This is a genomic window from Pseudomonas sp. 13B_2.1_Bac1, assembly GCF_025466155.1.
Lineage (GTDB): Bacteria > Pseudomonadota > Gammaproteobacteria > Pseudomonadales > Pseudomonadaceae > Aquipseudomonas > Aquipseudomonas aylmerensis.
On sequence record NZ_JANLOH010000113.1, the window covers coordinates 16,863 to 39,233 of the forward strand.

A 22,371-nucleotide genomic window follows, 5' to 3' on the forward strand; every position below is an offset into this window, starting at 1 on the left:
TCAACGCTGCCTCTTGTCTCTGCGATTTGGGCTGAAGCCTATGCGTTGTCGAATCCTTGTAGCGAATGTATATCCCCTGTTACGTGCCGGCCTGCGTGCACTCCTGGAGCAAAAAGAGCCCTACGAAGTCATCGCGGAAGCCGACAATGAGAGCACCACCCTCGAACTCGCCTCGAGCCTGCAACCGGACATTATTGTGTTCGACATGGATATCGAACGGGTTGCCTGCATGAAACTGCTCAAGAGCCTGTCGATCAGCGCGCCGGCCAGCCGCATCCTGATGATCTCGACCCACAAGGATTCCAGCTTCGTGATGCAGTGCCTGCAACTCGGCACCAAGGGCTATCTATTGAAAAGTGCCAGCGTGCTTGAGCTCGAACTCGCGCTGGAGGCGCTCAAGAGCGGCGGCCAGTACCTGTCGGTGCCGGTTGTGTCGTTGGTGGTCAGCCAGGCCGTCAAGCAGACTCGCGAGGAAACCAAGCCCATCTCGCACTCGAAACTGACCGTGCGCCAACTGGAGATACTCCGGTTGATCGCTCGCGGCGAAACCACGCGCAATATTGCCCAAGGCCTGCGGTTGAGCATCAAGACGATCGAGGCACATCGCTCGCAGATCATGCATCGCCTGCACATCCATGATGTCGCCAGCCTGGTGATGTTTGCGGTACGCGAAGGGATCGTGCAGATAAACGACTAAGACCGGCCTCCCCGACCGGCGATCCGGCTCCGCAACGCACGACCCGCGCTCTGCACTTCAACGCCGCCCCACAGGCGCTACGCCTGATCATGTCCCAGGCCACTTGTCCATTCATGCCCCTGTTGGTTCGCCTGGCTACCCGCGAAAATGGCGCCTCTCTTGCGTGCCACCAGGAACTGCCCATGCCTTCTCGTCTCAACAATGCCCCCGCCACTTGCGCCAGCCAGGCGCGCCAGGAGCACTTCAACCATGCATGAGTCTGTCAAGTTCGTAGCGATGCAAACCGAGGCCGATTGCATCGCCAGCTTTGCGCTGATGCAGCAACTGCGCCCTCACCTCACCGACGCCAGCGCCTTCGCCGCGCAGGTCCAACGGCAACGGCAAAACGGCTACCACCTGTTGGCCGCGCGCGAGCACGGCAAGGTGATTGGCCTGGCCGGCTACCGGCTGACGGAAAACACCCTGTATGGCCGGTTTATCTACGTCGATGATTTAGTCGTGGACGCCGCCCTGCAGCGTCGACGCCTGGGCGAACAACTGCTCGAGCGGGTCCGCGAAGAAACCCGCGCCCGTGGCTATCGCTGGTTGGTGCTGGACACCGGCATGCACATGGCCCTGGCTCAGCGTTTCTATTTCCGCCAGGGCCTGTTGCCGCTGGGCATGCATTTCTCCCAGGACCTGAGCCAATGACCCGCGCCCTGTTGCTGAGTTTCAGCCCGCATGGCAAGGCGGCGCAGACCTTCAAGCTGGCCCGTGCCCTGCTGCGCGACCTGGTACCGGACGCCGCAGTGACGGAGCGCGACTATGGCGGCCAGGCCCTGCCCCCGCTGAGCCGCGAATACGCCAACGCCCTCACCACCCCGGGCGGCTTGAGCGGCAGCGCCACCGCGCGGTCTGAGGAGTTGATCGTCGAGCTGGAGGCCTGCGACCTGCTGGTCATCTGCACCCCCGTGCATAATTTCAGCGTGCCGGCGGCGCTCAAGAGCTGGATCGACCATGTGGTGCGCATCCAGCGCAGCTTCACGGTGAATGCGCAGTTCGAAAAAGTCGGCTTGCTCAAGGACCGCCGCACCTTTGTGCTGGTCAGTTCCGGCAATGCCCGCAAGGGCCATGAGCCGGACTTCCTGACGCCGTACATGCACGCCATCCTCGCCACGGTGGGCATCCACACGGTGGATTTCATCTACCTGGGCGCGATGGTGCGTGGCGCGGAAGCGGTCAACCGCGCGGTGGATCTCGCCCACCGGCAACTGTCCGAGGCAATCAGCTCTGGCCTATAAAAATAATGGCGCTAGAATCAGCGCCATTCTTGCGCCCGCCTCCCTGACACGAGCCTCCCATGAGCTTTGATTTCGACACGATCCACCCCCGCCTCGGCACCGGCAGCACCAAGTGGAACCGTTATCCGTCCGACGTTTTGCCGATGTGGATCGCCGACATGGATATCGCCGCGCCACCTGCGGTGCTGCAGGCGCTGCGCGCGCGCCTCGACCAGCAGATCCTCGGCTACAGCGTGGCCGGTCCGGATGTGCGCGAAGCCATCGTCGCCGACCTGTGGGCCAAGTACGCCTGGCGCGTGCAACCGGAAGAACTGCTGTTTTTACCCGGCGTCGAACCGGGCTTCAATATGGCGCTGCACGCCTTCGTGCAGCCTGGCCAGCCGGTGGTGCTGCAGACCCCCAACTATCGCCCGATCCGCCTGGCGCCGGGGCACTGGAACCTGCCGCGTATCGAAGTGCCATTCGAATTGGTCAACGGTGAATACCTGACCCCACTGCCGGCACTGCGCCAGGCGCTCGACGGCGCCGGCGCACTGCTGTTGAGCAACCCGCACAACCCGATGGGCAAAGTCTTCCCGCGCGAAGAACTGCTGGCCGTGGCCACTGCCTGCCTGGAACACGGCGCGCTGATCATCAGCGACGAGATTCACGCCGAGCTGTGCTTCGACGGCCGCCGCCACATCCCCACCGCCAGCCTCAGCCCCGAGATCGCCCAGCGCACCATCACCCTGATGTCGGCGAGCAAGGCCTATAACGTCGCCGGCCTGAAGACCTGCTTTGCCGTGGTGCAGAACGCCGAGATTCGCGAGCGCTTCAACCAGGCGCGCTGCGGCATGGTCGACAGCGTCAGCCCCCTGGGCCTGGAGGCCACCCGCGCCGCCTACAGCCAGTGCGGCGAATGGCTGGAGGCGCTGGTCGAGTACCTGCAAGCCAACCGCGACTACCTGCTCGACGCGGTCAACACGCGCCTGCCCGGCGTCGTCATGCACGCCCCGCAGGGCACCTACCTGGCCTGGCTGGATTGCAGCGCCCTGGGGCTGGACGACCCGCAGCAGTTCTTCCTCGAACACGCCAAGGTCGGCCTGAGCGCGGGGATCGAATTCGGCGACGACAGCCAGCAGTTCGTGCGCCTGAACTTCGGCTGCCCACGCTCGATGCTCGAAGAGGGCCTGCAACGCATGGAGCATGCCTTGCATCACCGCCGGGGCTGATTCACGACGTTGACGGTACGCAAAAAAATGTGGGAGCGGGCTTGCTCGCGAATGCACCGGGACAGTTAACGATGGGTTGACTGACACACTGCTTTCGCGAGCAAGCCCGCTCCCACATTTGTACGGGGTTCACAATTTGGCGATGGACACTTCGGTGGACTTCACAAACGCAATCACTTCACTGCCGACCTTCAATTCCAGATCGCGCACCGAGCGGGTGGTGATCACCGAAGTGACGATACCCGACGCGGTTTGCACGTCGATTTCGGACACCACTTCGCCCAGCAGGATCTCCTTGATCAAGCCCTTGAACTGGTTGCGCACGTTGATCGCTTTAATGGTCATGTCGGGTTTCCTTTTGGCTGTTGGGTCAATCCGCACGAATGCGCAGGCCCTCAAAATGCGCTATCACGGAGAACATTAAAAGGAATAAATAACTCTTTATTTATATGATTTAGAAATATAGCAACTGTTCGCCTGCCAACAGTGGTTCAACAAACTGCTGCACCCACCAACAGCCTGATCCGTCCAAACCCCAGCAAATCCGGCCCCGCGCAAGATGGCACAGAGACTGCATATTCCTATAAAGCATGATGGAACATGCCATCTCAGTTTTCTGAATATAAGAAAAGCCTTCTCTCAACGCCTTGTCCGGAGCTGTTCCATGAAACCTTTGACCCACCGTCTACTCGGCGCCTGTGCCCTCGCCCTGTGCCTGCAATCGCCGGCCTTCGCCGCCGAGACCGACCCGGCCGAAGTCAACCTCGACTACGCCTACTACTCCCCCGTCAGCCTGGTGCTGAAACACTTCGGTTGGCTCGAACAAGCCCTGCCCAAGAGCAAAGTCGGCTGGGTCCTGAGCCAGGGCAGCAACCGTTCCCTGGAGTACCTCAACAGCGGCGGCGTGGACTTCGCCTCCTCCGCCAGCCTCTCGGCAGTGTTGAGCCGCGCGAATGGCAGCCCGATCAAATCGGTGTACGTCTACAGCCGCGCCGAGTGGACCGCCCTGGTGGTGCGCAAGGACTCGCCGTTCAAGAGCGTGACCGACCTCAAAGGCAAGAAAATCGCGGCCACCAAAGGCACCGACCCGTACCTGTTCACCCTGCGCAGCCTGCAATTGGCCGGGCTGAAAAAAGACGATGTCGAGTTGGTCCACCTGCAGCATCCGGATGGCCGCACCGCGCTGGAAAAAGGTGACGTCGATGCCTGGGCCGGTCTCGACCCGCACATGGCCGCCAGTGAAATCCAGGCCGGCTCGCGCCTGCTCTACCGCAACAAAGATTTCAACAGCTACGGCGTAGTCAGCGTCACCGAAAAATTCGCCAAGGAGCACCCACAGACCATCACCAAAGTACTCGGCGCCTATGAAAAAGCCCGCGACTGGGCAGTGAAGCACCCGGATGAATTCGCCAAGCTGCTCGCCGACGAATCCGGCCTGCCGCTGGAAGTGGCCAAGCTGCAGCTGTCACGCACCGACCTCAGCACCCCGCTGCTGAGCAGCAAGGATGTGCAGTCGTCCAAGGCCGCTGCGCCGATCCTGGTGTCCGAAGAGTTGGTCCGCAAAGGCGTGAATGTCGACCAGGTGATCGACCAGTTGATCGATACCTCGTTCGGCCAAACCCTGCCCAAGCCATAAGGGGTCTGTGATGACCAGCAAAACCCAAGCACTGCCGCTGCCTGCGCCGGTGCTCAACCCGCGCAGCGCCTGGACGCGCCGGCTCAAGGGGCTGGTGTTGCCGGTGGCGATCCTGCTGATCCTCGAAGTGGTCGTGCGGGTCGGCTGGCTGCCCTCCTACCAGATGCCGGCGCCGAGCGAAATCGCCGTGACCCTCACCGACCTGGCCGAAGGCGCGTTGTGGAAGCACATCAGCGCCAGCCTCGGCCGGGTGTTGCTGGGCTTTGCCATCGGCGCCAGCCTGGCACTGCTGTTCGCCGCCTGGGTCGGCCTCAGCCGCGAGGCCGAGGCCTATCTGGAACCGACCTTCGCCGGGCTGCGCTCGATCCCGAGCCTGGCATGGGTGCCGCTGTTGCTGCTGTGGCTGGGCATCGATGAAACCTCGAAAATCGTGCTGATTGCAATCGGCGCGTTCTTCCCGGTGTACCTCAACGGGGTGGCGGCGATCCGCGATATCGACCGCAAGCTGGTGGAGGTCGGGCAAATGTACGGCTTCAGTCGGCGCCGGCTGGTGCGGCGCATCCTGCTGCCCGCCGCCCTGCCCGGCCTGTTCACCGGCTTGCGCAGTGGCCTGAGCCTGGCGTGGATGTTCCTGGTGGCGGCCGAACTGATCGCGGCGACCAAGGGCCTGGGTTACCTGCTCAGCGATGGGCGCGAAACCTCGCGGCCGGACATCGTGCTGGCGGCAATCATCGTGCTCGCGCTGTTGGGCAAGGTCAGCGACGGCCTGCTTGCCGCGCTGGAAAAACGCTGCCTGGCCTGGCGCGATACTTTCAATGGCCAAGGAGCGCAACCATGAGCCAGCCGTTATTGGAGATTCGGGTGGAGCGTAAAAGCTTCGCCAGCACCACCGTGTTGAAAGACGTGCGCCTGGCCTTGCAACCCAGGGAAGCCGTGAGCCTGCTGGGCCCCAGTGGTTGCGGCAAGAGCACCTTGCTGCGCATCGTCGCCGGGTTGGAAAAGGACTTCCAGGGCGAACTGCGCAGCCCCGATGGCGAAGTGGCGTTCGTGTTCCAGGAACCTCGGCTGATGCCCTGGCTCACCGTGGAACAGAACATCGGCTTCAGCGACGACAGCCACTACGACAAGGCCTGGGTCGCGCAGTTGATCGAGGAAGTCGGCCTCAAGGGGTTTGCCCAGGCGCTGCCCAAGGCGCTGTCCGGCGGCATGGCGCAACGCGTGGCCATCGCACGCGGCCTGTATTCACGCCCGCAGGTGTTGCTGCTGGATGAGCCGTTCAGTGCGGTGGATGCATTCACGCGCATGAAACTGCAGGACTTGCTGCTGCAACTGGCCGCGCACCATGCCATCGCACTGCTGCTGGTGACCCATGATGTGGACGAGGCGCTGTACCTGAGTGACCGCGTGCTGGTAATGGACAACCGCCCGAGCAGCATCCGCCAGGAACTGACAGTGGAGCTACCGCACCCACGGGACCGACGCGACCCACTGCTGGCCCGGCTCAAGGTCGAGTCGCTGACTGAGCTGCAACGGGCGCATGTGATCTGACGGTGATGGAGGGAGGTGTTGCTGGTCTGTCGTGGCCACAGAGCTTTAGGTGCCTGCTGGGCTCATTGTGACTTCTGGAATTTCTGGGGCTGATGGGCTCATTGTGACCACTGGGATTTCTGGGGCTGATGAACTCATTGTGGCGAGCGGGCTTGCCCCGCGTTGGGCTGCGAAGCGGCCCCAGAACCTGACACCGAGGATTGCCTGACACACCGCATTCTGCTGGATTGGGGCTGCTGCGCAGCCCAACGCCGGGCAAGCCCGCTCACCACAATTGAAAACCCAGCAGCCATATAAAGTTCAGCGGCCTCAACAACCCACCGGGCACATAAAGTCGGCCAGGCAACCACCACCACCCCCTCAAACAGCCGTGTCCCGCGGTGCCAGGGTCACCCAATAGCGGGTGCGTGAGTGCAGCTCCAGCCCCAGCGTCGAAGCCAGCAGGCTGAGGATGCGGTCGGTGTCGTCGAGGCGGAAACTGCCGGTGACCCGCAGCGATTCCAGGCGCGGATCCCAGCGCAATACACCCGGGCGATAGCGCTCCAGTTCACGCAGAAAATCCCCCAGCGCCTGGTTCTGTGCCGTCAGCACGCCGTCGCGCCAGCCCAGTTGCAGCACATCGAACGGCACCCAGGCACCCAGCCCGCTGGCGTGCAGAGACGCTTGTTGACCGCCTTGCAGCGTCGCCAATTGCCCTTTCAGGTCGCGTACCTGCACCGCCCCCTTGAGCACCGAGACCCGGCAGCCAGAAGCCAGTTGCCGCACACACACCTCGGCCTGGCTGACGCGCAATTGGCCATAGCGGGTGTCCACGGTCAGCGCTGCCGTACCCGGCACCGTCAGCGCCAGTTCGCCGTCGACCAGGGTCACGCGGCGTTGCGCCAAGTCCACTGCTGTCGCGGTGTTGAGCTGCAGGCTGGCGCCGTCCGCCAGTGGCAGGCGCTTGCGCTCGCCGGTGGCGGTGCGCAGGTCGGCACGCCAGGCGTCGAGGGGCAACTGGCGGCTGATCAGCCAGGCCGCCGGCACCAGCGCCGCCACACCCAAAGCGCGCTTGAGAACGGCGCGACGCCCCGGTTGCGGGCGGTCGAGGCTGGCCATGGCCAGTGCCTGGGGCAAGTCACTGAAGCGCTGGCGCAGGCTTTGCGCGCGCTGCCAGGTCTGTTCGTGCTGGGGATGACTGTCGCGCCAGTGCTGCAGGGCCGCGTGATCACGCTCGGTGGCGGCGCCGGATTCCAGCAGTGCCAGCCACTGGGCGGCCGCACGCGCGACGTCACGGTTCACAGCTCCACCAGCAGGCAATGTTCATAAGCCTGGGCCATGTAGCGCTTCACGGTGCGCTCGGACACTGCCAGGCGCTCGGCGATCTCGCGATACCCCAGGCCTTCGAGCTGGCTCCACAAGAACGCGCGGCGAACCACGGCCGGCAAGCCATCGAGCAATTCATCCAGGGCCTGCAGGGTTTCCAGCACCAACCAGCGTTGTTCGGGCGACGGAACACAGGCCTCGGGCAAGGTGGCCAGGGCATTCAGGTAGGCCTGTTCGAGGCTGCGGCGCTGATGAAAATTCACCAGCAGGCGCTTGCCGACGGTCACCAGGTAAGCCCGCGGTTCCTGCATCTGCGCGATCGGCTGGGCACTCGCAAGCACCCGCAGGAACGTGTCCTGGCTCAGGTCGGCCGCATCCCAGGCATTGCCCAGGCGCCGCCGCAGCCAGCTTTCCAGCCAACTGCGATGCTCGCGGTACAGGCACGACAAAGTCAGTTCGGGGGCGTGCGTAGGGACAACAGCATCATTCATGGCGAGCAACCTGCACGGGCGCGATTATGTCTCAAATGAGATTCATTCTAATTAATATCCCGCCGCGACACCACGATCTTTTCAACCTCGCGTTTATATCGGCGCCTCGGCGTCGAACACCTGCCCGCGCCCAATCACGCTGGCAGGCGCCAACACCGCACCCGGTGCCAGCACTGCATTGGCACCGATGCGGCACTGGTCACCGAGCAACGCGCCGAACTTGTCGCACCCGGTGCGCTGCAACAGGCCTGCAACGCGCACCTGCACTTCCTTGTCATCGCGCTCGTTGCGGTAGTTGGCGACGATGCTGCCCGCCTCCAGGTTGATACCGTGGCCGAGCACCGAATCGCCGACAAAGTTGAAGTGCGCCAGCTTGCTGCCGCTGAACACGAAGGAAGTTTTCAACTCGGCGCCCGGGCCGATGATGCAGCGTGCATCCAGCCAACACCCACCGCGCAGCAGTGCGCCGCTGGCGATAAAGCAATCGGCGCCAATGATCAGCGGCGGCTTGAGCAAGGCGCCCGGTTCGACAATGGCGCTGCGGTGGATAGCAATTTCGCCTTGCACGCTGTAGTCGTCAGCCGGCAGGTCGGCCAGCAGCTGGCGAACCACCGCAGGTGCCTGGGTCACCAGCGCCCAGGGCGACAGGTCGGCCCAGGGGGCCAGTGCGGAGCGGGAAATATCGGCGATGTAATCGGTCAGTCGGATCAATGTCGAGCCCTCTACAGATCAGAGAAGCTCGAAACGCTAACACCCGGTTTACTGGCCGTCGAGCAGCGCAGGCTTGCCCAGTTCGCCGATCTTCTCCAGCCGCGCGCGCACGATATTGCGGCTGATGTTGAGCAAACGCCCGGTCTGCAACTGGTTGCCGTGGCAGTAGCGATACGCCGCGCGAAAGATCGTCTCTTCGATGTGTTCGTAGAGGTCTGGAATGTTCTGCTCGAATAGCGCGTTGAGTGCACTTTCCAGGTCGACGGGGCCGCTGATGGCCGGCGGCGCATGGTTGGCTTCGTCCTGGCGAATGCCCGACGAACGCATGTCAACCAGGTGCAGATCGGCCGGTTGCACACGCTGGTTGCGGCACACCAGCAAGGCGTGGTGAATGGCGTTTTCCAGCTCGCGGATATTCCCCGGCCAGCTGTGTTCGAGCATTTTGCGCTCGGCCTCCAGGCTCAGGCTGGCGCGGTTGTAGCCCAGGCGCTGGCAGTGCTCTTCAAGGAAGAATTCGGCCAGCGGCAGGATGTCACCGGGGCGTTCGCGCAGCGGTGGCAGGCGGATCGTCGCGACGTGCAGACGGTAGAATAAATCCTCACGAAAATGCCCCGCCACCACCGCATCTGCGAGGTTGACGTTGGTCGCCGCCACCAGCCGCACGTTGATCGGGATGGGCGTTCGCGACCCCAGGCGCACCACCTCGCGCTCCTGCAATACGCGCAGCAATTTCACCTGCATGTTCAGTGGCAGGTCGCCGATTTCATCGAGGAACAATGTGCCGCCGTTCGCCGCCTCAAACCAGCCAGCCTTGTGCGTGGTGGCGCCGGTGAACGCGCCCTTTTCATGGCCGAACAGTTCGCTCTCCACCAGGGTTTCGGCGAAGGCACCGCAGTTCACCGCGACAAAGGGCTCGCGTCCGCGTCGACTCAAATTGTGAATGTGCCGCGCGACCAATTCCTTGCCGGTGCCCGTCTCGCCAATGATCAAGGTGTTGGCCTCGCTGGGCGCGAGGCGCTCGATACGCGCCAGCAGTTCCTGCGAGCGCGGGTCCTTGAAGACCAGCACGGTGGCACGCACCGACTTGGTCAATTCACGGGCGTTGGGATGGGTGATCAGCGACATGGTGCATTCCTGGCAGTAAAAGCGCGTGCTCAATAGTGCATGAAGTTTTCTAGACCATTTAATTATTAATTAATATTTATATATTCCCTTATCGAATATACCAACAGTGACCCCTGGCACTGCTGCTGGAGCAGCAACCGGCCAGCACTTGCATGTTCGCCCATCAGCAACAAGCCTTTCGAGCCACCCTTAGACGAAACGCTGCAGGCCTTGCAGCACGCGGGCTATAGCGCTTTTTTCGCTGACTGGCATGCAATCTGCTCTCTCCCTCCCAACACGATCTCCGTGCAGGAGCCGACGTGCTGGCGATAGCGTCTTTTCAGGCGCTGCAAGGCTCAAGAGCCGCATCGCCGGCCAGCCGGCTCTTACCGGGGTTGTCAATTCAGGTAGGGAGAACGCCCATGAAAAACCTCTGGCGCAAGACCATCGCGGCGCTGTTCGGGGTACTTGCAATCAGCACCGTCCACGCCGCTCCGACCTCGGTGAAAATCGCCATCGTCGCCTACACCCAAGGCGGTAAACCGGTGTTTGGTGGCATCGCCGGGCGCGTGATCGAGGAGGGCTGGCTTGAAGCGCAACTGCGCGAGCGCGGGGTCAAGCTGGAATGGATCGCCCTGCCCCACGCCGGCGCCGGCCCACAGATCAACGAGGGCTTCAGCAACAACAGCCTGGACTTCGCCGTGCGCGGCGACCTGCCCTCCGTCATCGCCGGTGCCGGCGGTGTGCCGGGCAAGCTGATCGTGCCCGGGGGCAGCGGCAACAACATCTACCTGGTGGTGCCCGAAGGCTCCAGCGCCAAGACCATCGAAGACCTCAAGGGCAAGCGCCTGGCGCTGCACCGTGGCCGTCCCTGGGAGTTCGCCTTCAGCAACTTCCTGGCCAGCAAGGGCCTGAAACTCGACGACTTCAAGATCGCCAACCTCAACCCGCAGGTCGGCGCCGCAGCGGTCTCGGCCGGCAAGGTCGATGCGGCCGTGCTGCTCAGCGAAGCCTACGCCCTGGAAGACAAAGGCGTGGGCAAGATCATCTGGTCGACCAAGCAAGGCAGCAACGACTGGCGCCTGGTCTCGGACCTGTGGGGCACCGACGCGTTTGTGCAGCAGAACCCGGACATCACCCAACTGCTCGCCACCGCGTGGGTCAAGGCGGCGTGGTGGATTTCCCAACCGCAGAACCAGGACGCCTATTACCAGCTGTCTTCGCGCGCCGGCACCGCCGAGAGCGTGCTGCGCCGCGACGACCAGAACGACCCGGTGGCCTGGAAAGACCGCTGGGCACCGAAAAGCGACGCGCAACTCAAGGCCCACTACCAGGCGCTGACCGCCTACGCACTGGCCAACCACCTGATTCGCGATACCTACGACATCGGCCCGTCACTGGCCACCGGCTTCACCAACCAGGCCCTGATCGACCTGAAACTCACCGACTACTGGCCGGCCCTGCGTGGCCAGGTCAGCACTAATCCTTGATAGGGAAATGACTGATGAAACTGCCGCACTCCTTCGCCTTCGGTCTCAGCGTACTGGCCTTGTCCATGAGCGCCTTCGCCGCCGACGTGCACGCCCCCAAGCCCGACCCGCTGCAAGGCGATGGCCGCGTCTCGGCGTTCTACACCTGGGAAAAAGTCATTCCGGCCACCCCCGGCAAACTGCTGCGCAGCGAACCGCTGGACAAGACCCTGAGCCTGGCAAACGCCGCCAGTGCCCAACGCATTCTGTACACCTCCACCGATGGCATCGATAACAAGACGCCGATCGTGGTCTCCGGTGCGCTGTTCCTGCCCAAGGGCAAGGCACCGGCCGGCGGCTGGCCCGTGGTCAGCTGGGGCCACGGCACCGTAGGCGTGGCGGACGTGTGCGCGCCGTCCTGGCAAGGTCGCTCCTACCGCGATGTGACCTACCTCAACCGCTGGCTGGAAGAAGGGTTTGCCGTGGTCGCCACCGACTATCAAGGCCTCGGTGTGCCCGGCGGCCATCCATTGCTCAACAGCCGCATGGCGGCCTACGGCATTCTCGACGCCGCCAAGGCGGTGGTCGCCGATGTGCCGGGGCTGGCGGATAAAGTCTTGATCGTCGGCCAGTCCCAGGGCGGTGCCGGGGCCTTTGCGGCCGCAGCCTATGCCGCCACCTATGCGCCGAACCTGGGCGTCAAGGGCAGCGTGGGCACCGGCGTGATCTACACCCTCGACTACGCGAAGAACCCCAGTGAAGAAGTGCGCAACAAAGTCGACCCGACCCTGGCCTACGGTTTCTACACCTTGCTGGCGGCCCAGCAATACGACCCGAGCATCAACCCGGCCGACTTCTACACCGACAAGGCCCTGCCGCTGTTCGAACAGGCGCGCACCAGTTGCCTGTTTGCCCTGGAAGGCGACGTCGAAGGCCTCGGCTTGAGCATTGCCAACACCAAGAAAGACTACAAGGGCAAGCAACTCGCGCCGTGGCTCGCGCAAATTGCCTACCCGACCCTGAAGACCTCCAAGCCGATCTTCATCGGCACCGGCGCCGAAGACACCACCCCCGCTGCCGCCACCCAGGTCAAGCTGATGCAGGACGCCTGCAACGCCGGCTCCATCGTCGAGGGCCACCTGTACAAGGGCCTGGGCCACAGCGCCACGGTCAATGCGTCGCTCAAGGACTCGATCCCGTTTGCCCACAAGGTCATCAACGACCAGCCGATTACCCCGGTGTGCGCCCCGAGCGCGCAATAAGCAGGAGGCTTGCATGAGCATCGAATTCTTCACCCGCCTGCCGCTGCACGGCGAAACCCAGTTCCTGCCCGGAGATCCACGCAACCGTGGCGACTGGCATCGCGGCGGCGCCAACAGCACCGGCGCAGTGTCCGGGTTCAGCGTGGGCGACCACTTCACCTATATCGACTACCTGGGGCAGATCGCCAAGGCGGCCGAGATCAACCAGTTCGGCGGCGCGCTGATGGTCAACGCGCCGACAGGTGAAGAACCCTGGACGGTCTGCTCGCTGCTCGCCCGCGAGACCCGCACCTTGCAGTTCGTCACGGCGTTCCAGCCCTACCACTACACCCCGTGGGTGGCCGTGCAGCAGGCGGCCACCTACCAGCGCGCCACCGGCAACCGGCTGGTCTGGAACATCATCAACGGCGGCTCGGACGCGATCCAGCGCCAGGTCGGCGACTACAGCGACCACGATGAACGCTACGCGCGTGCCACCGAGTTCATGGACGTGGTCAAGGGCTATTGGCACAACGAGACCTTCCACTACGACGGCAAATTCTACAAAGCCGATGGCGGTGGCCTGCGCGGGCCGCTGAAGAAGGCCCAGTTGCCGCTGATCTGCACCGCCGGCTCGTCGATTGCCGCCCGCGAGTTCGCTGCCAAGCACGCCGACTTCTACCTGATGCGCGCCGAGCACCCGGATGAAATCGCCGCGCTGATCGCCGACCTGCGCCAGCGCGCCCTCAAGTGGGGACGCACCGACATTCGCTTCGGCCTGTCGATCGACGTGATCACGCGCGAGACCGAAGACCTGGCCCGCACCGAGGCCAAGCGCTTCTTCGACGAAGGCATCGCCCGTGGCGCGGTCAAGGCCGTGGCCGCGCATGCCGGGCTGCGCACCGCGCGCAAACTGAGCTATGAGCATGGCTTTGCCGAGAAGAACGAAGCGCAGGGCTTCGACGACTTCTTCATTCACCCCAATGTGTGGACCGGCTTCGGTTATATCGGCATTCCGCCGGGCTGCGCGCTGGTCGGCAGCTACGAGAACGTGGTGGCGCGGATTCGCGAGTACAACAGCATCGGCATCGACCTGTTCTTCCTCGCCGGCTACCCGCACCTGGAAGAAGCCTATCGCCTCGGCGAGCATATCCTCCCGCACTTTCGCAGCGAGCGGGTCGAACTGAGCCGCACACAGGAGCCGGTGCGCGAACTGCACTCGGCCAATGGCGGGGCCTGACGCCATGACCTTACTGTTCAGCCGCCGGGACTTTCTCGGCTACAGCGCAACCGTCGGCGGCGGCCTGCTGCTGGCGGGCTGCGGCCCCAGCGATACACCCGGCGCGGTCGCCGGCAACGACCAGCCACGCTACGGCGGACGCCTGCGCCTGGGGATTCTCGACGGCAACCAGAGTGGCAACCTCGACGCGCACAAGCCGATTGGCAGCGGCATCGTCCGCGGCTTCGCGCTGTACAGCAAGCTATGGGAATGGGACGAGCAGATGCAGCCGCGCCTGGCGCTGGCCGAATTCGCCGAGCCGAATGCCGACGCCAGCGCCTGGACCCTGCGCCTGCGTCCGGGCCTGGAGTTTCACAACGGCAAGACCATCGATGCCGATGACCTGATCTTCTCGATCCGGCGCCTGACCGATCCGCAACTCGCCTCGCCGTACGCGGCGCTGTTGCACTGGGTGGACCGTGACAACCTGGTCAAGCTCGACAATCGCACCGTGCGCCTGGGCTTTCGTGACGGACGCAGCTACATGCCGCTGGCGGAAACCTGGGTCAACTTTGGCGGCATCGTGCCCGTGGACTATCACCCGGTGACCAACCCGGTGGGCGCCGGCCCCTACAAACTGAAAAGCTTTACCCCCGGCCAGCGCTCGCTGTTCACCCGTTTCGACAACTACTACAAGGACGGCAAGCCCTACGCCGACGAACTGGAAATCATCGACTTCAAGGACCAGGTCTCACGCCTCGCGGCCCTGCGCGCCGGGCAGATCGACATGGCCAACGTAATGCCCACCGAGCAACTGCCGATCCTGCAAAAGGACCCGCGCCTGCAGGTGATCAAATCGGTGACCGGCAACTGGCTGTCCTTCGACATGAACCTGGACAAATCGCCGTTCAACGACCCGCGCGTGCGCGAGGCGTTTCGCCTGATGGCCGACCGTGAAGAACTGGTGCGCCGTGCGCTCAACGGCCAGGGCCGCGTGGCCAACGATTTGTATGCGCCCAGCGACCCGACCTTCAACCACAACCTCGGCCCGCGCGCCCACGACCCGCAACGCGCGGTGCAATTGCTCAAGGACGCCGGCCAGGAAAACCTCGAGGTGGAGCTGATCACCACCCCGGGTCCCGGCTTGAGTTCGGCGCTGGTGCTGGCCGAACAAGCCAAGCGCATCGGCGTGACGCTCAAGGTCAAGCAGGTGGACCTGGCGACGTTCCAGGGCCCGCTGAAAAACGACTGGACCCTGAGCACCGGCGGCAGCATCGGCGCGCCGTTCCTGGCCAGTGCGATTCACACGGATGCGCCGTTCGCGGTGTCGAACAAGACCCACTTCAACGACCCGCATTTCAGCGAACTGTTCCTCGCCGCCATGGCCCAACCCGACCTGGAAAAACGCAAGGCCCTGGTGCATCAGGTGCAGCAAATCCAGTACGAGCGCGGCGGCATGTTGATCTGGGGCTACGCCGACCTGCTCGACAGCGTGTCCACCCGCGTCGGTGGTGCGCAATCGGAAGAGTCACTGTTCAGCACCTGGCGCTTCGAGAAGCTCTGGCTCAAAGACACCGCCTGAATCACTGATACCGCCCATCCCTGCAGGCGCCGGCTTGCCGGCGATGACGTGCGTCAGGCCGAAGCCAGGCGCGAAGCCCTCATCGCCGGCAAGCCGGGCGCCTGCAAGGGCACACCGCATTGATCCAATTTTCGACAGGAGGCATTTCTGCCATGCACGCTATCGCCTTGCGTTTACCCCTGCTGCTGGCCGCAAGCCTGCCGCTGCAGGTCTTTGCCGCTGATACTCAACTGCAGACCGTGACGGTGCAGGCCAGTAGCAGCGAGTCGGATGACGACGCCCTGCCCACTCGCCCACCGACTTCGGTGTACGGCGGCATCGAAGCCAGCGTGCTCGACACTCCGCGCTCGGTGGTGCAGGTGAATGCCGAGCAATTGGCCAACGGCTCGATCCACAGTGCCGACGACCTGGTCAAATACGCGCCCGGGATTACTCGCGGCGGCGGCCAGAACGCCGGGATCGCCCCGCAGTTCCGGGCCCAGGGCTCGGAAATCTTCCAGGATGGCCAGCGCGCCTATGGCGTGCGTCATCCGGCAAACTTCAATGCCTATGAAAGCGCGGATATCGTCGCCGGCCCGTCCTCGGTCACCTACGGGTCGGTGTCCGGCAGCGGCGGCTATGTCAACTACCTGAGCAAAAAGCCCAACTTCGCCGAGTTCAAGACCAAGCTCAGTGGCGAACTGGGTTCGTGGGTTCCGGACGGCACCTCGCGCAGTTCCAACAAGTTCAGCATCGACAACACCGGCCCGCTGAGTGACAACCTGGCGTACCGCGTGAGCATCACCAAGCAGCGCCAGCAGGATTTCTACGACAACGTCGACAACAACTTCGACGCATTCTACGGCGCGCTGGCCTGGCGCAACGACAACGTGCGCGTGGACTGGAACGCCAGCTACGACAACTACTACGACTACAACATCACCCACGGCTGGAACCGTGCGACCCAGGACCTGGTGGATCACGGCAAGTACTACGCCGGCCGGGCCACGCCGATTTTCCAGAACGGCAATACCCTGTGGTCACCCGTGCTCGCCTCCGGCGCCGCCGACGCACCGACCGTTGGCTGGGTGCAGCGCCAGCGCAATGCCCAGGGCCAATACAGCGTGGTCGACGGCAGCTTCCAGACCGCCTCGCCCAACACCCAGGCCAGCCCCGGCAGCCTGCGCGGCTGGGTGTATGACCCGACGCTGACCGGCAATGGCGAGCAGTCGCTGTCGTCCCAGGTCGGGCAACGCAAGGAAGACGAAAGCAGTTCGCGGCGCTTTACCACGCAATTGCGTATCGAGGCTGACCTGTCGCCGACCATCACTGTGGCCAACAGCACGTTCTACCAGCGCTCCAGGGACATCACCGATGCCGTCGGCGCGTTCCAGGTGCAGTCCAAAGACAACATTTTAGACAACCGTTTCGAATTCCGCTCGCGCAACGAAGCCCAACTCGGTGGCTGGACCCTGCGCGACGAGAGCAATACCGGCCTGATCTACCGCCGCGAATTCAACCAGTCGATTGCCGCCAACAACAGCTTCGGCTCGACCATCAACGCTTATGACTTGACGCAAAATCCCTCGGGCAAGAACCCCGGCGACCTGCTCGGCCTCGACGCCAGCAACCCGGCCGGCGGCAATGGCGCGTGGATCGGCCAGCCCGGCGTGCCGCAGTACTCCAACTATTACGGCTGGCTCAACCTGGCAGCGATGTACCCCGCCGGGCACGGGCTGTATGCGGAATCCGTGGCGCCCTACACCGCTGAAAGCACCTGGTCCACCCAGACCCTGTTCAGCCAGCACAACCTCAAGTTCGGCGATTATTTGGGCCTGAATATCGGTGCCAGCCGCAGCTGGATCGACGCCGAGATCGACAACCCGTTCGTGCTCGCAGGCGGTAACAAGCGCAAGGACAGCGACAATTATCGGCTCTTCGCCTTCCAGGTCAGCCCCTATGTGAAACCGACCGAGAACACCACGCTGTACTACACCTTCGATCGCTCGCTGGCGGTCAACACCGGGTTCTTCTCCAACGGCCTGGGCTGGGGCAGCGGCACCGGTGCCAACCAGCTCAACCCACTGGCGTTCCAGAGCCTGAGCGTGCTGCATGAAGTCGGGGTGAAGGTCGAGGCGCTGCCCAACCAGCTGTTCATGACCCTGGCCGCGTTCAAGCAGGCGCGTGACCAGTCCCCCGACAGCAATAACAACATCGCGCGCCTGCAGATCAAGGGCGTGGAAGCCACCGTGCGCTATCAACCCGATGACCACCTGCGCAGCGGCCTGAACCTGTCCAAGCTGAGTGCCTACAACGAGTTCACCTCTCAGGCCGGCTTCGCCTCCGCCGGGTTCATTGCCGACAACGGCACGGTGTTTGGCGATAACAACAGCCTCAACCAGCGGCCATCCGGGCGCTACGACGCGGTGCAGATTCCCGAGTACACCGCCAGTGGCTACGTGGACTATCGCTTCGATTCGGGCTTCGGTGCCGAACTCTCCGGCTGGTGGACCAGCAGCTGGTACCTGAACCTGAGCAAGACGGTAAAGATCCCCGACGAATACAACCTCGACCTCGCCCTGTACTACCGCCAGCCGCAGTGGAGCACCACGTTGCGCGTATTGAACCTGACCAACGAGCTGAACTTCGTCAGCGGCCTGGCCGGTTCCACCAACACCTTTTTACAACCCATGCCTGGCCGCACCTTGCTGGCCCAGGTCGACTATCAATTCTGATCCAACACCGGAGCCTTCCATGTCCATTGAATTTGTCGGCATGATTTTCCCGCGCCAATGGTCCGAAACCCGTGGCGTTCGCAGCCCGGATTTCGACCTCGACTTCATCCGCCACCACGCGCGCGCCCACGAGCACGCGGGCTTTGACCGCGTACTGATCGCCAGCGGTCCCGGCAGCGCCGACAGCCTGCAGATCGCCGCCTATGCGGCGGCCCACACCGAACGCCTGGGTTTCATGATCGCCCACCGCCCAGGCCTCACCGCGCCGACGGTTGCCGCACGCGCTTTTGCCACGCTGGACCACACCACCGGCGGCGGACGCATCCGCCTGCACGCGATTACCGGCATCACCGCCGAGCCGCAGGAAGGCGACTTCCTGCTGGACAAGACCGAGCGCTACAAACGCACCGATGAATACCTGGAGATCGTACGGCGCACCTGGACCGCCCAAGAGCCGTTCGATTTCGAGGGCCAATACTTCAACATCAAGGGCGCGTTTTCACCGGTCAAGCCGCTGCAGCAGCCACACATCCCGATTTCGTTCGGCGGGTCTTCGGACATCGCCTATCAGATCGCGGTCAAGCATGCGGATTTGTATGCGCTGTGGGGCGAGCCGTTGAGTGGCGTGGCAGAGCAGATTGCCAAGCTCAAGGCGGCGGCATCGGCGGCCGGGGTTGCCGCGCCGCGGGTGAGTCTGTCGGTGCGCTTGATCCTCGGGGCCACGGAGGAACTGGCCTGGCAACGCGCCGAGCAGATCCTGCAGCAGATCAAGGCCAACCCGCAATTTGCGGCTGGCAGCCCGTGGCAGAAACGCATCAAGGGCACCGGCTCGGAACGCCTGCTGGCCGCCGCCGCCCTGGGCGACCGCCACGACCGTGCGCTGTGGATGCCCACCGCCACGGCCGTCGGCGCCTACGGCGACACCACAGCACTGGTCGGGCCCCCGGAAACCGTGGCCCAGGCGTTGCTGGACTACGTCGACTTGGGCGTGACGACCTTCCTCAACCGAGGCTACGACCCGCTGTATGACACTGTGGATTACGGGCGGTGGATCATTCCGGCGGTGCGGGAGGAAGCGCAGCGCAGGAAAGGATTGAACTAGGACCCTTGGGGGGAGCTGTATGTGGTTGGAATTTCAGCCACGACACTGCCCAACTGTAGGAGCAACTGTCGAGCCCCAGCGAGGCTGCGAAGGCGGCGGCACTGACAGCCCTTCTGTGCCTGACCCACCGCCTTCGCGGCCTCGCCAAAGCTCGACGGCTCCCACAGGAGAGCGCCTGTGTGGGTGGGATTTTCTGCAGCAAGCCAGCACAGTGGTTCGCTATATTCAGCAGTCACCAACCCCCACAAGGGTCTGTTGTATGAAGGGGATTTGAGCAGCACCTTGCCCCACAGGGAGGTGTGCTGAGTGGCTGGCATTGGAGCCACCACGGGATTCGCTCTGTGGCTGGGATTTGAGCAAGCACCGGGTTTCGCTATGTGGTTGAAGTTTCAGCCACGACACCGCCCAACTGTGGGAGCTGCCGAGCCCCAGCGAGGCTGCGAAGGCGGCGGCACTGACAACCCTTCAGTGTCTGACCCACCGCCTTCGCGGCCTCGCTAAAGCTCGACGGCTCCCACAAGGAGGTGTGCTGAGTGGCTGGAATTGGAGCCACCACGGGATTCGCTGTGTGGCTGGGATTTGAGCAAGCATTGGGTTTCGCTATGCGGTTGGAATTTCAGCCACGACACCGCCCAACTGTGGGAGTTGTCGAGCCCCAGCGAGGCTGCGAAGGCGGCGGCACTGGCACCCCTTCAGTGTCTGACCCACCGCTTTCGCGGCCTCGCTAAAGCTCGACGGCTCCCACAGGGAGGTGTGCTGAGTGGCTGGAATTGAAGCCACCACGGGATTCGCTGTGTGGCTGGGATTGGAGCAAGCACCGGGGTTCGCTATGTGGTTGAAGTTTCAGCCACGACACCGCCCAACTGTAGGAGCTGTCGAGCCCCAGCGAGGCTGCGAAGGCGGCGGCACTGACAGCCCTTCTGTGTCTGACCCACCGCTTTCGCGGCCTCGCTAAAGCTCGACGGCTCCCACAGGGAGGTGTGCTGAGTGGCTGGAATTGGAGCCACCACGGGATTCGCTCTGTGGCTGGGATTTGAGCCGCCACGGGGTTCGCCATGTGGTTGAGGTTTCAGCCACGACACCGCCCAACTGTGGGAGTTGTCGAGCCCCAGCGAGGCTGCGAAGGCGGCGGCACTGGCAACCCTTCTGTATATGACCCACCGCTTTCGCGGCCTCGCTAAAGCTCGACGGCTCCCACCGGAGGATGAGTCACCATCCAGTCCAGGAACGCCTGCAGCCGGGTACAGAACTGGTCGCCCGCCGCACTCGGGTTCCTGGCTTCAAACAGAAAGAACGCCACATGAGTGACCCTGGCCGGGTACCGTTGGACGAACAACGCCACATATTCTTCCAGCGTCTGCGGCCATGTCACTGCCGACTCAGCACTCAAGACATGCGTCGACCTGATCAACTTGCGCGACGCCTCGCGCTGCAAACGAAGGCGCTCCTGCTCGGTGCCGGCCTGTGCGATGCGGCTGAGGTAGGCACCCAGCACCTCGGCGAAGTCCGCATTCACCGCTGACGCAATCTCACGGCAGGGCCGAAACCGCTCGAACTGCAGCGACAGGTCGTCACCCCACAGGCAGCGGCAGTGATGCTTGAGCCAGAAACCCCAACTGTTGCGGTGTTCAGCCGACAACACCTGCGCACGGCTGCCGATATCGAAATCTATCTTGATGACCTCGGGATGCCGCCGCTCCAGCGCAAGGCGCAGCACCTCCAGTTGCTCCACGCTCTGCGCAGTCGGCGGCTCGCGCAGCACCAGCGTCAGGTCCAGGTCGCTGACACCCGGCGTGGCCTCTCCGCGCGCGACGCTGCCATACAGGTAAATACCGTCCAGCCCCAACACCGGCAGCGACAACGAGCTGCACACATCCGCCAGCAATGCCTGGAACGCCGGCTGCACGGGCACCTGGCCTACCGTCAGGATAAAGCCCTCGGCATCAAGGCCGGTGGAATGTACGGTACTCACGGACGATGCACCTCAATCACCAGCCCTTCTTCCGCACTCGGCACACAGAAATGGCGGGTGATCAGCTCAAACTCGGCATCGGTGGCGGCGAAGTCATGTTCGCCACGCGCATTGCGTGCATGCAGCCGCGCGCGGCAGGTGGCGTCATCCAGTTCCAGGTAATGCAGGCAGTGCGGCGCCCCGGCGGCCTGCGCCAACCCCAGCAGCGCTGCCCGATTGGCGAGGGTGTTGGCGGGAAAATCCAGTACCACATTGACGCCTGCTCCCAGCAGGTCAACCACCAGCGGCCCCAAAACTCCTTGAATCCGCTGGGCGCAGCGCAGGTAGTCGGCGATCGACAGCACTTCACCCGGGTATAAGCGGGCGAGCCAGGCATCTTCGCTGAGCAGGATGGCCGCGTGCTCGGCCGCCAGGGTCTTGGCCAGTGTCGACTTACCGGCGGCGATCTTGCCGCACAGCAGGTGCAGGGTAGGCATGGGCACAGCTCCATTGTCTGAATCGAGGACGCCAACGCTGCCACATTTTTGCCCCGTGTGTCGAAGCACAGCGATGCACGCTCGATCAATTAAGTTGAATTCCTGCGTTTGCAGGGCGGTCACCTATAAGGACGACAGCGAGACGACAACGCAATGGAGGTGGTTATGAACCTTGCAATGACACTCTTCAGCCTGTTTGCCGGTTGGATGGCGATTGTGATTTCAATGATGTGGGGCGTACTGCGGGTGCTGCGCTGGCACCATGATTAGCACGCCGGATGGGCGCTACTTTGTGGTCAAGGGCCAACTCTGGCGATGCACGGACCCGGCGCTGGATGACGCCACGCGACAACGCTGGGTCAATGACTTGATGGACGCCCGTCGCGCGGTCAAGGCGGCCAAGGCCAGCGGCGATCCCCAACAACTCAAGGCAGCACGCCAACAGGTGCAGCGCGCCAAGGTCGCCCTCGGCGAGCGCGGTCCCGTGTGGTGGACCGATGGCCGTCCGGATTTCAATCGGTGCCAGGTTGCCAACACGCCCTATGCCGCCTGGTTCGAAAAACATCTCGACACGAAACCCCACTGAACTTTCTTACAAACGGCACGTTCCTTT

21 protein-coding genes are annotated in these 22,371 nt (G+C 63.5%); 14 read left to right on the plus strand and 7 right to left on the minus strand.

The window, feature by feature from the left end:
• Positions 1-40 precede the first annotated feature (40 nt).
• From NTD80_RS28910 to NTD80_RS28925, 4 genes are all read left to right on the plus strand, one after another.
• Positions 41-697: a response regulator gene (locus tag NTD80_RS28910; RefSeq protein ID WP_262135707.1), complete on the plus strand. Its 657-nt coding sequence runs from the start codon at positions 41-43 to the stop codon at positions 695-697.
• 249 nt (positions 698-946) lie between these two features.
• On the plus strand, positions 947-1,387 hold the full coding sequence (locus NTD80_RS28915; protein ID WP_262135708.1) for a GNAT family N-acetyltransferase: 441 nt from the start codon (positions 947-949) through the stop codon (positions 1,385-1,387).
• Positions 1,384-1,977: an FMN-dependent NADH-azoreductase gene (locus NTD80_RS28920; protein WP_262135709.1), complete on the plus strand. Its 594-nt coding sequence runs from the start codon at positions 1,384-1,386 to the stop codon at positions 1,975-1,977. Before NTD80_RS28915 ends, NTD80_RS28920 begins: the two co-directional genes overlap by 4 nt.
• A gap of 59 nt (positions 1,978-2,036) precedes the next feature.
• Positions 2,037-3,188, plus strand: coding sequence for a MalY/PatB family protein (locus NTD80_RS28925; RefSeq protein WP_262135710.1), 1,152 nt, complete (start codon positions 2,037-2,039; stop codon positions 3,186-3,188).
• A 129-nt stretch (positions 3,189-3,317) separates the two neighbouring features.
• Here NTD80_RS28925 and NTD80_RS28930 read toward each other — a convergent pair whose 3' ends face one another.
• The gene (locus NTD80_RS28930; RefSeq protein WP_262135711.1) at positions 3,318-3,533 is read right to left on the minus strand and encodes a molybdopterin-binding protein; all 216 of its coding nucleotides are present in this window, start codon (positions 3,531-3,533) and stop codon (positions 3,318-3,320) included.
• Positions 3,534-3,852: 319 nt separating this feature from the next.
• Between NTD80_RS28930 and NTD80_RS28935 the strand changes: the two genes are divergently transcribed.
• Genes NTD80_RS28935 through NTD80_RS28945 form a run of 3 tightly spaced genes read left to right on the plus strand, consistent with a single transcriptional unit; the run spans position 3,853 to position 6,372 of the window.
• A complete protein-coding gene (locus tag NTD80_RS28935; protein ID WP_065904916.1) occupies positions 3,853-4,824 on the plus strand; it encodes an aliphatic sulfonate ABC transporter substrate-binding protein in 972 nt (323 codons plus the stop codon).
• Positions 4,825-4,834: 10 nt separating this feature from the next.
• A complete protein-coding gene (locus tag NTD80_RS28940) occupies positions 4,835-5,662 on the plus strand; it encodes an ABC transporter permease (protein WP_262135712.1) in 828 nt (275 codons plus the stop codon).
• On the plus strand, positions 5,659-6,372 hold the full coding sequence (locus tag NTD80_RS28945; RefSeq protein ID WP_120448475.1) for an ABC transporter ATP-binding protein: 714 nt from the start codon (positions 5,659-5,661) through the stop codon (positions 6,370-6,372). The genes NTD80_RS28940 and NTD80_RS28945 overlap by 4 nt, the downstream gene beginning before the upstream one ends.
• A 360-nt stretch (positions 6,373-6,732) precedes the next feature.
• Here NTD80_RS28945 and NTD80_RS28950 read toward each other — a convergent pair whose 3' ends face one another.
• The 4 genes from NTD80_RS28950 to NTD80_RS28965 form a co-directional block, all read right to left on the minus strand.
• Positions 6,733-7,653, minus strand: coding sequence for a FecR domain-containing protein (locus NTD80_RS28950; protein ID WP_262135713.1), 921 nt, complete (start codon positions 7,651-7,653; stop codon positions 6,733-6,735).
• The gene (locus tag NTD80_RS28955) at positions 7,650-8,168 is read right to left on the minus strand and encodes a sigma-70 family RNA polymerase sigma factor (protein ID WP_106804057.1); all 519 of its coding nucleotides are present in this window, start codon (positions 8,166-8,168) and stop codon (positions 7,650-7,652) included. Before NTD80_RS28955 ends, NTD80_RS28950 begins: the two co-directional genes overlap by 4 nt.
• A 93-nt stretch (positions 8,169-8,261) precedes the next feature.
• Entirely contained in the window at positions 8,262-8,879 is a 618-nt protein-coding gene (locus NTD80_RS28960) for an LpxA family transferase (protein ID WP_262135714.1), read from the minus strand.
• 48 nt (positions 8,880-8,927) lie between these two features.
• Entirely contained in the window at positions 8,928-10,004 is a 1,077-nt protein-coding gene (locus NTD80_RS28965; protein WP_065901248.1) for a sigma-54 interaction domain-containing protein, read from the minus strand.
• Between the two features lie 401 nt (positions 10,005-10,405).
• Here NTD80_RS28965 and NTD80_RS28970 point away from each other — a divergent pair, with 401 nt between their 5' ends.
• The 6 genes from NTD80_RS28970 to NTD80_RS28995 all read left to right on the plus strand — a co-directional run bounded on the left by NTD80_RS28970 (position 10,406) and on the right by NTD80_RS28995 (position 19,310).
• Positions 10,406-11,473: an ABC transporter substrate-binding protein gene (locus tag NTD80_RS28970; RefSeq protein WP_120448470.1), complete on the plus strand. Its 1,068-nt coding sequence runs from the start codon at positions 10,406-10,408 to the stop codon at positions 11,471-11,473.
• Positions 11,474-11,487: 14 nt separating this feature from the next.
• Positions 11,488-12,714 carry an alpha/beta hydrolase gene (locus NTD80_RS28975; protein ID WP_065901243.1) on the plus strand — a complete coding sequence of 409 codons (1,227 nt, stop codon included), beginning with the start codon at positions 11,488-11,490 and terminating at the stop codon, positions 12,712-12,714.
• 13 nt (positions 12,715-12,727) lie between these two features.
• Entirely contained in the window at positions 12,728-13,933 is a 1,206-nt protein-coding gene (locus NTD80_RS28980; protein WP_065901242.1) for an LLM class flavin-dependent oxidoreductase, read from the plus strand.
• A 4-nt stretch (positions 13,934-13,937) separates the two neighbouring features.
• Entirely contained in the window at positions 13,938-15,494 is a 1,557-nt protein-coding gene (locus tag NTD80_RS28985; RefSeq protein ID WP_262135715.1) for an ABC transporter substrate-binding protein, read from the plus strand.
• Between the two features lie 152 nt (positions 15,495-15,646).
• Positions 15,647-18,208, plus strand: a complete 2,562-nt coding sequence (locus tag NTD80_RS28990; RefSeq protein ID WP_262135716.1) for a TonB-dependent receptor plug domain-containing protein — start codon at positions 15,647-15,649, stop codon at positions 18,206-18,208.
• Positions 18,209-18,227: 19 nt separating this feature from the next.
• The gene (locus tag NTD80_RS28995; protein ID WP_262135717.1) at positions 18,228-19,310 is read left to right on the plus strand and encodes an LLM class flavin-dependent oxidoreductase; all 1,083 of its coding nucleotides are present in this window, start codon (positions 18,228-18,230) and stop codon (positions 19,308-19,310) included.
• Positions 19,311-20,487: 1,177 nt separating this feature from the next.
• On the opposite strand, the gene NTD80_RS29000 is transcribed toward NTD80_RS28995, so the two are convergent.
• Together NTD80_RS29000 and NTD80_RS29005 are read right to left on the minus strand one after the other, a co-directional pair.
• On the minus strand, positions 20,488-21,282 hold the full coding sequence (locus NTD80_RS29000) for a nucleotidyltransferase domain-containing protein (protein ID WP_262135718.1): 795 nt from the start codon (positions 21,280-21,282) through the stop codon (positions 20,488-20,490).
• A complete protein-coding gene (locus NTD80_RS29005) occupies positions 21,279-21,758 on the minus strand; it encodes an AAA family ATPase (protein ID WP_262135719.1) in 480 nt (159 codons plus the stop codon). The genes NTD80_RS29000 and NTD80_RS29005 overlap by 4 nt, the downstream gene beginning before the upstream one ends.
• Positions 21,759-22,020: 262 nt before the next feature.
• Between NTD80_RS29005 and NTD80_RS29010 the strand changes: the two genes are divergently transcribed.
• Positions 22,021-22,344 carry a hypothetical protein gene (locus NTD80_RS29010; protein WP_262135720.1) on the plus strand — a complete coding sequence of 108 codons (324 nt, stop codon included), beginning with the start codon at positions 22,021-22,023 and terminating at the stop codon, positions 22,342-22,344.
• The last annotated feature ends 27 nt before the right edge of the window (positions 22,345-22,371 follow it).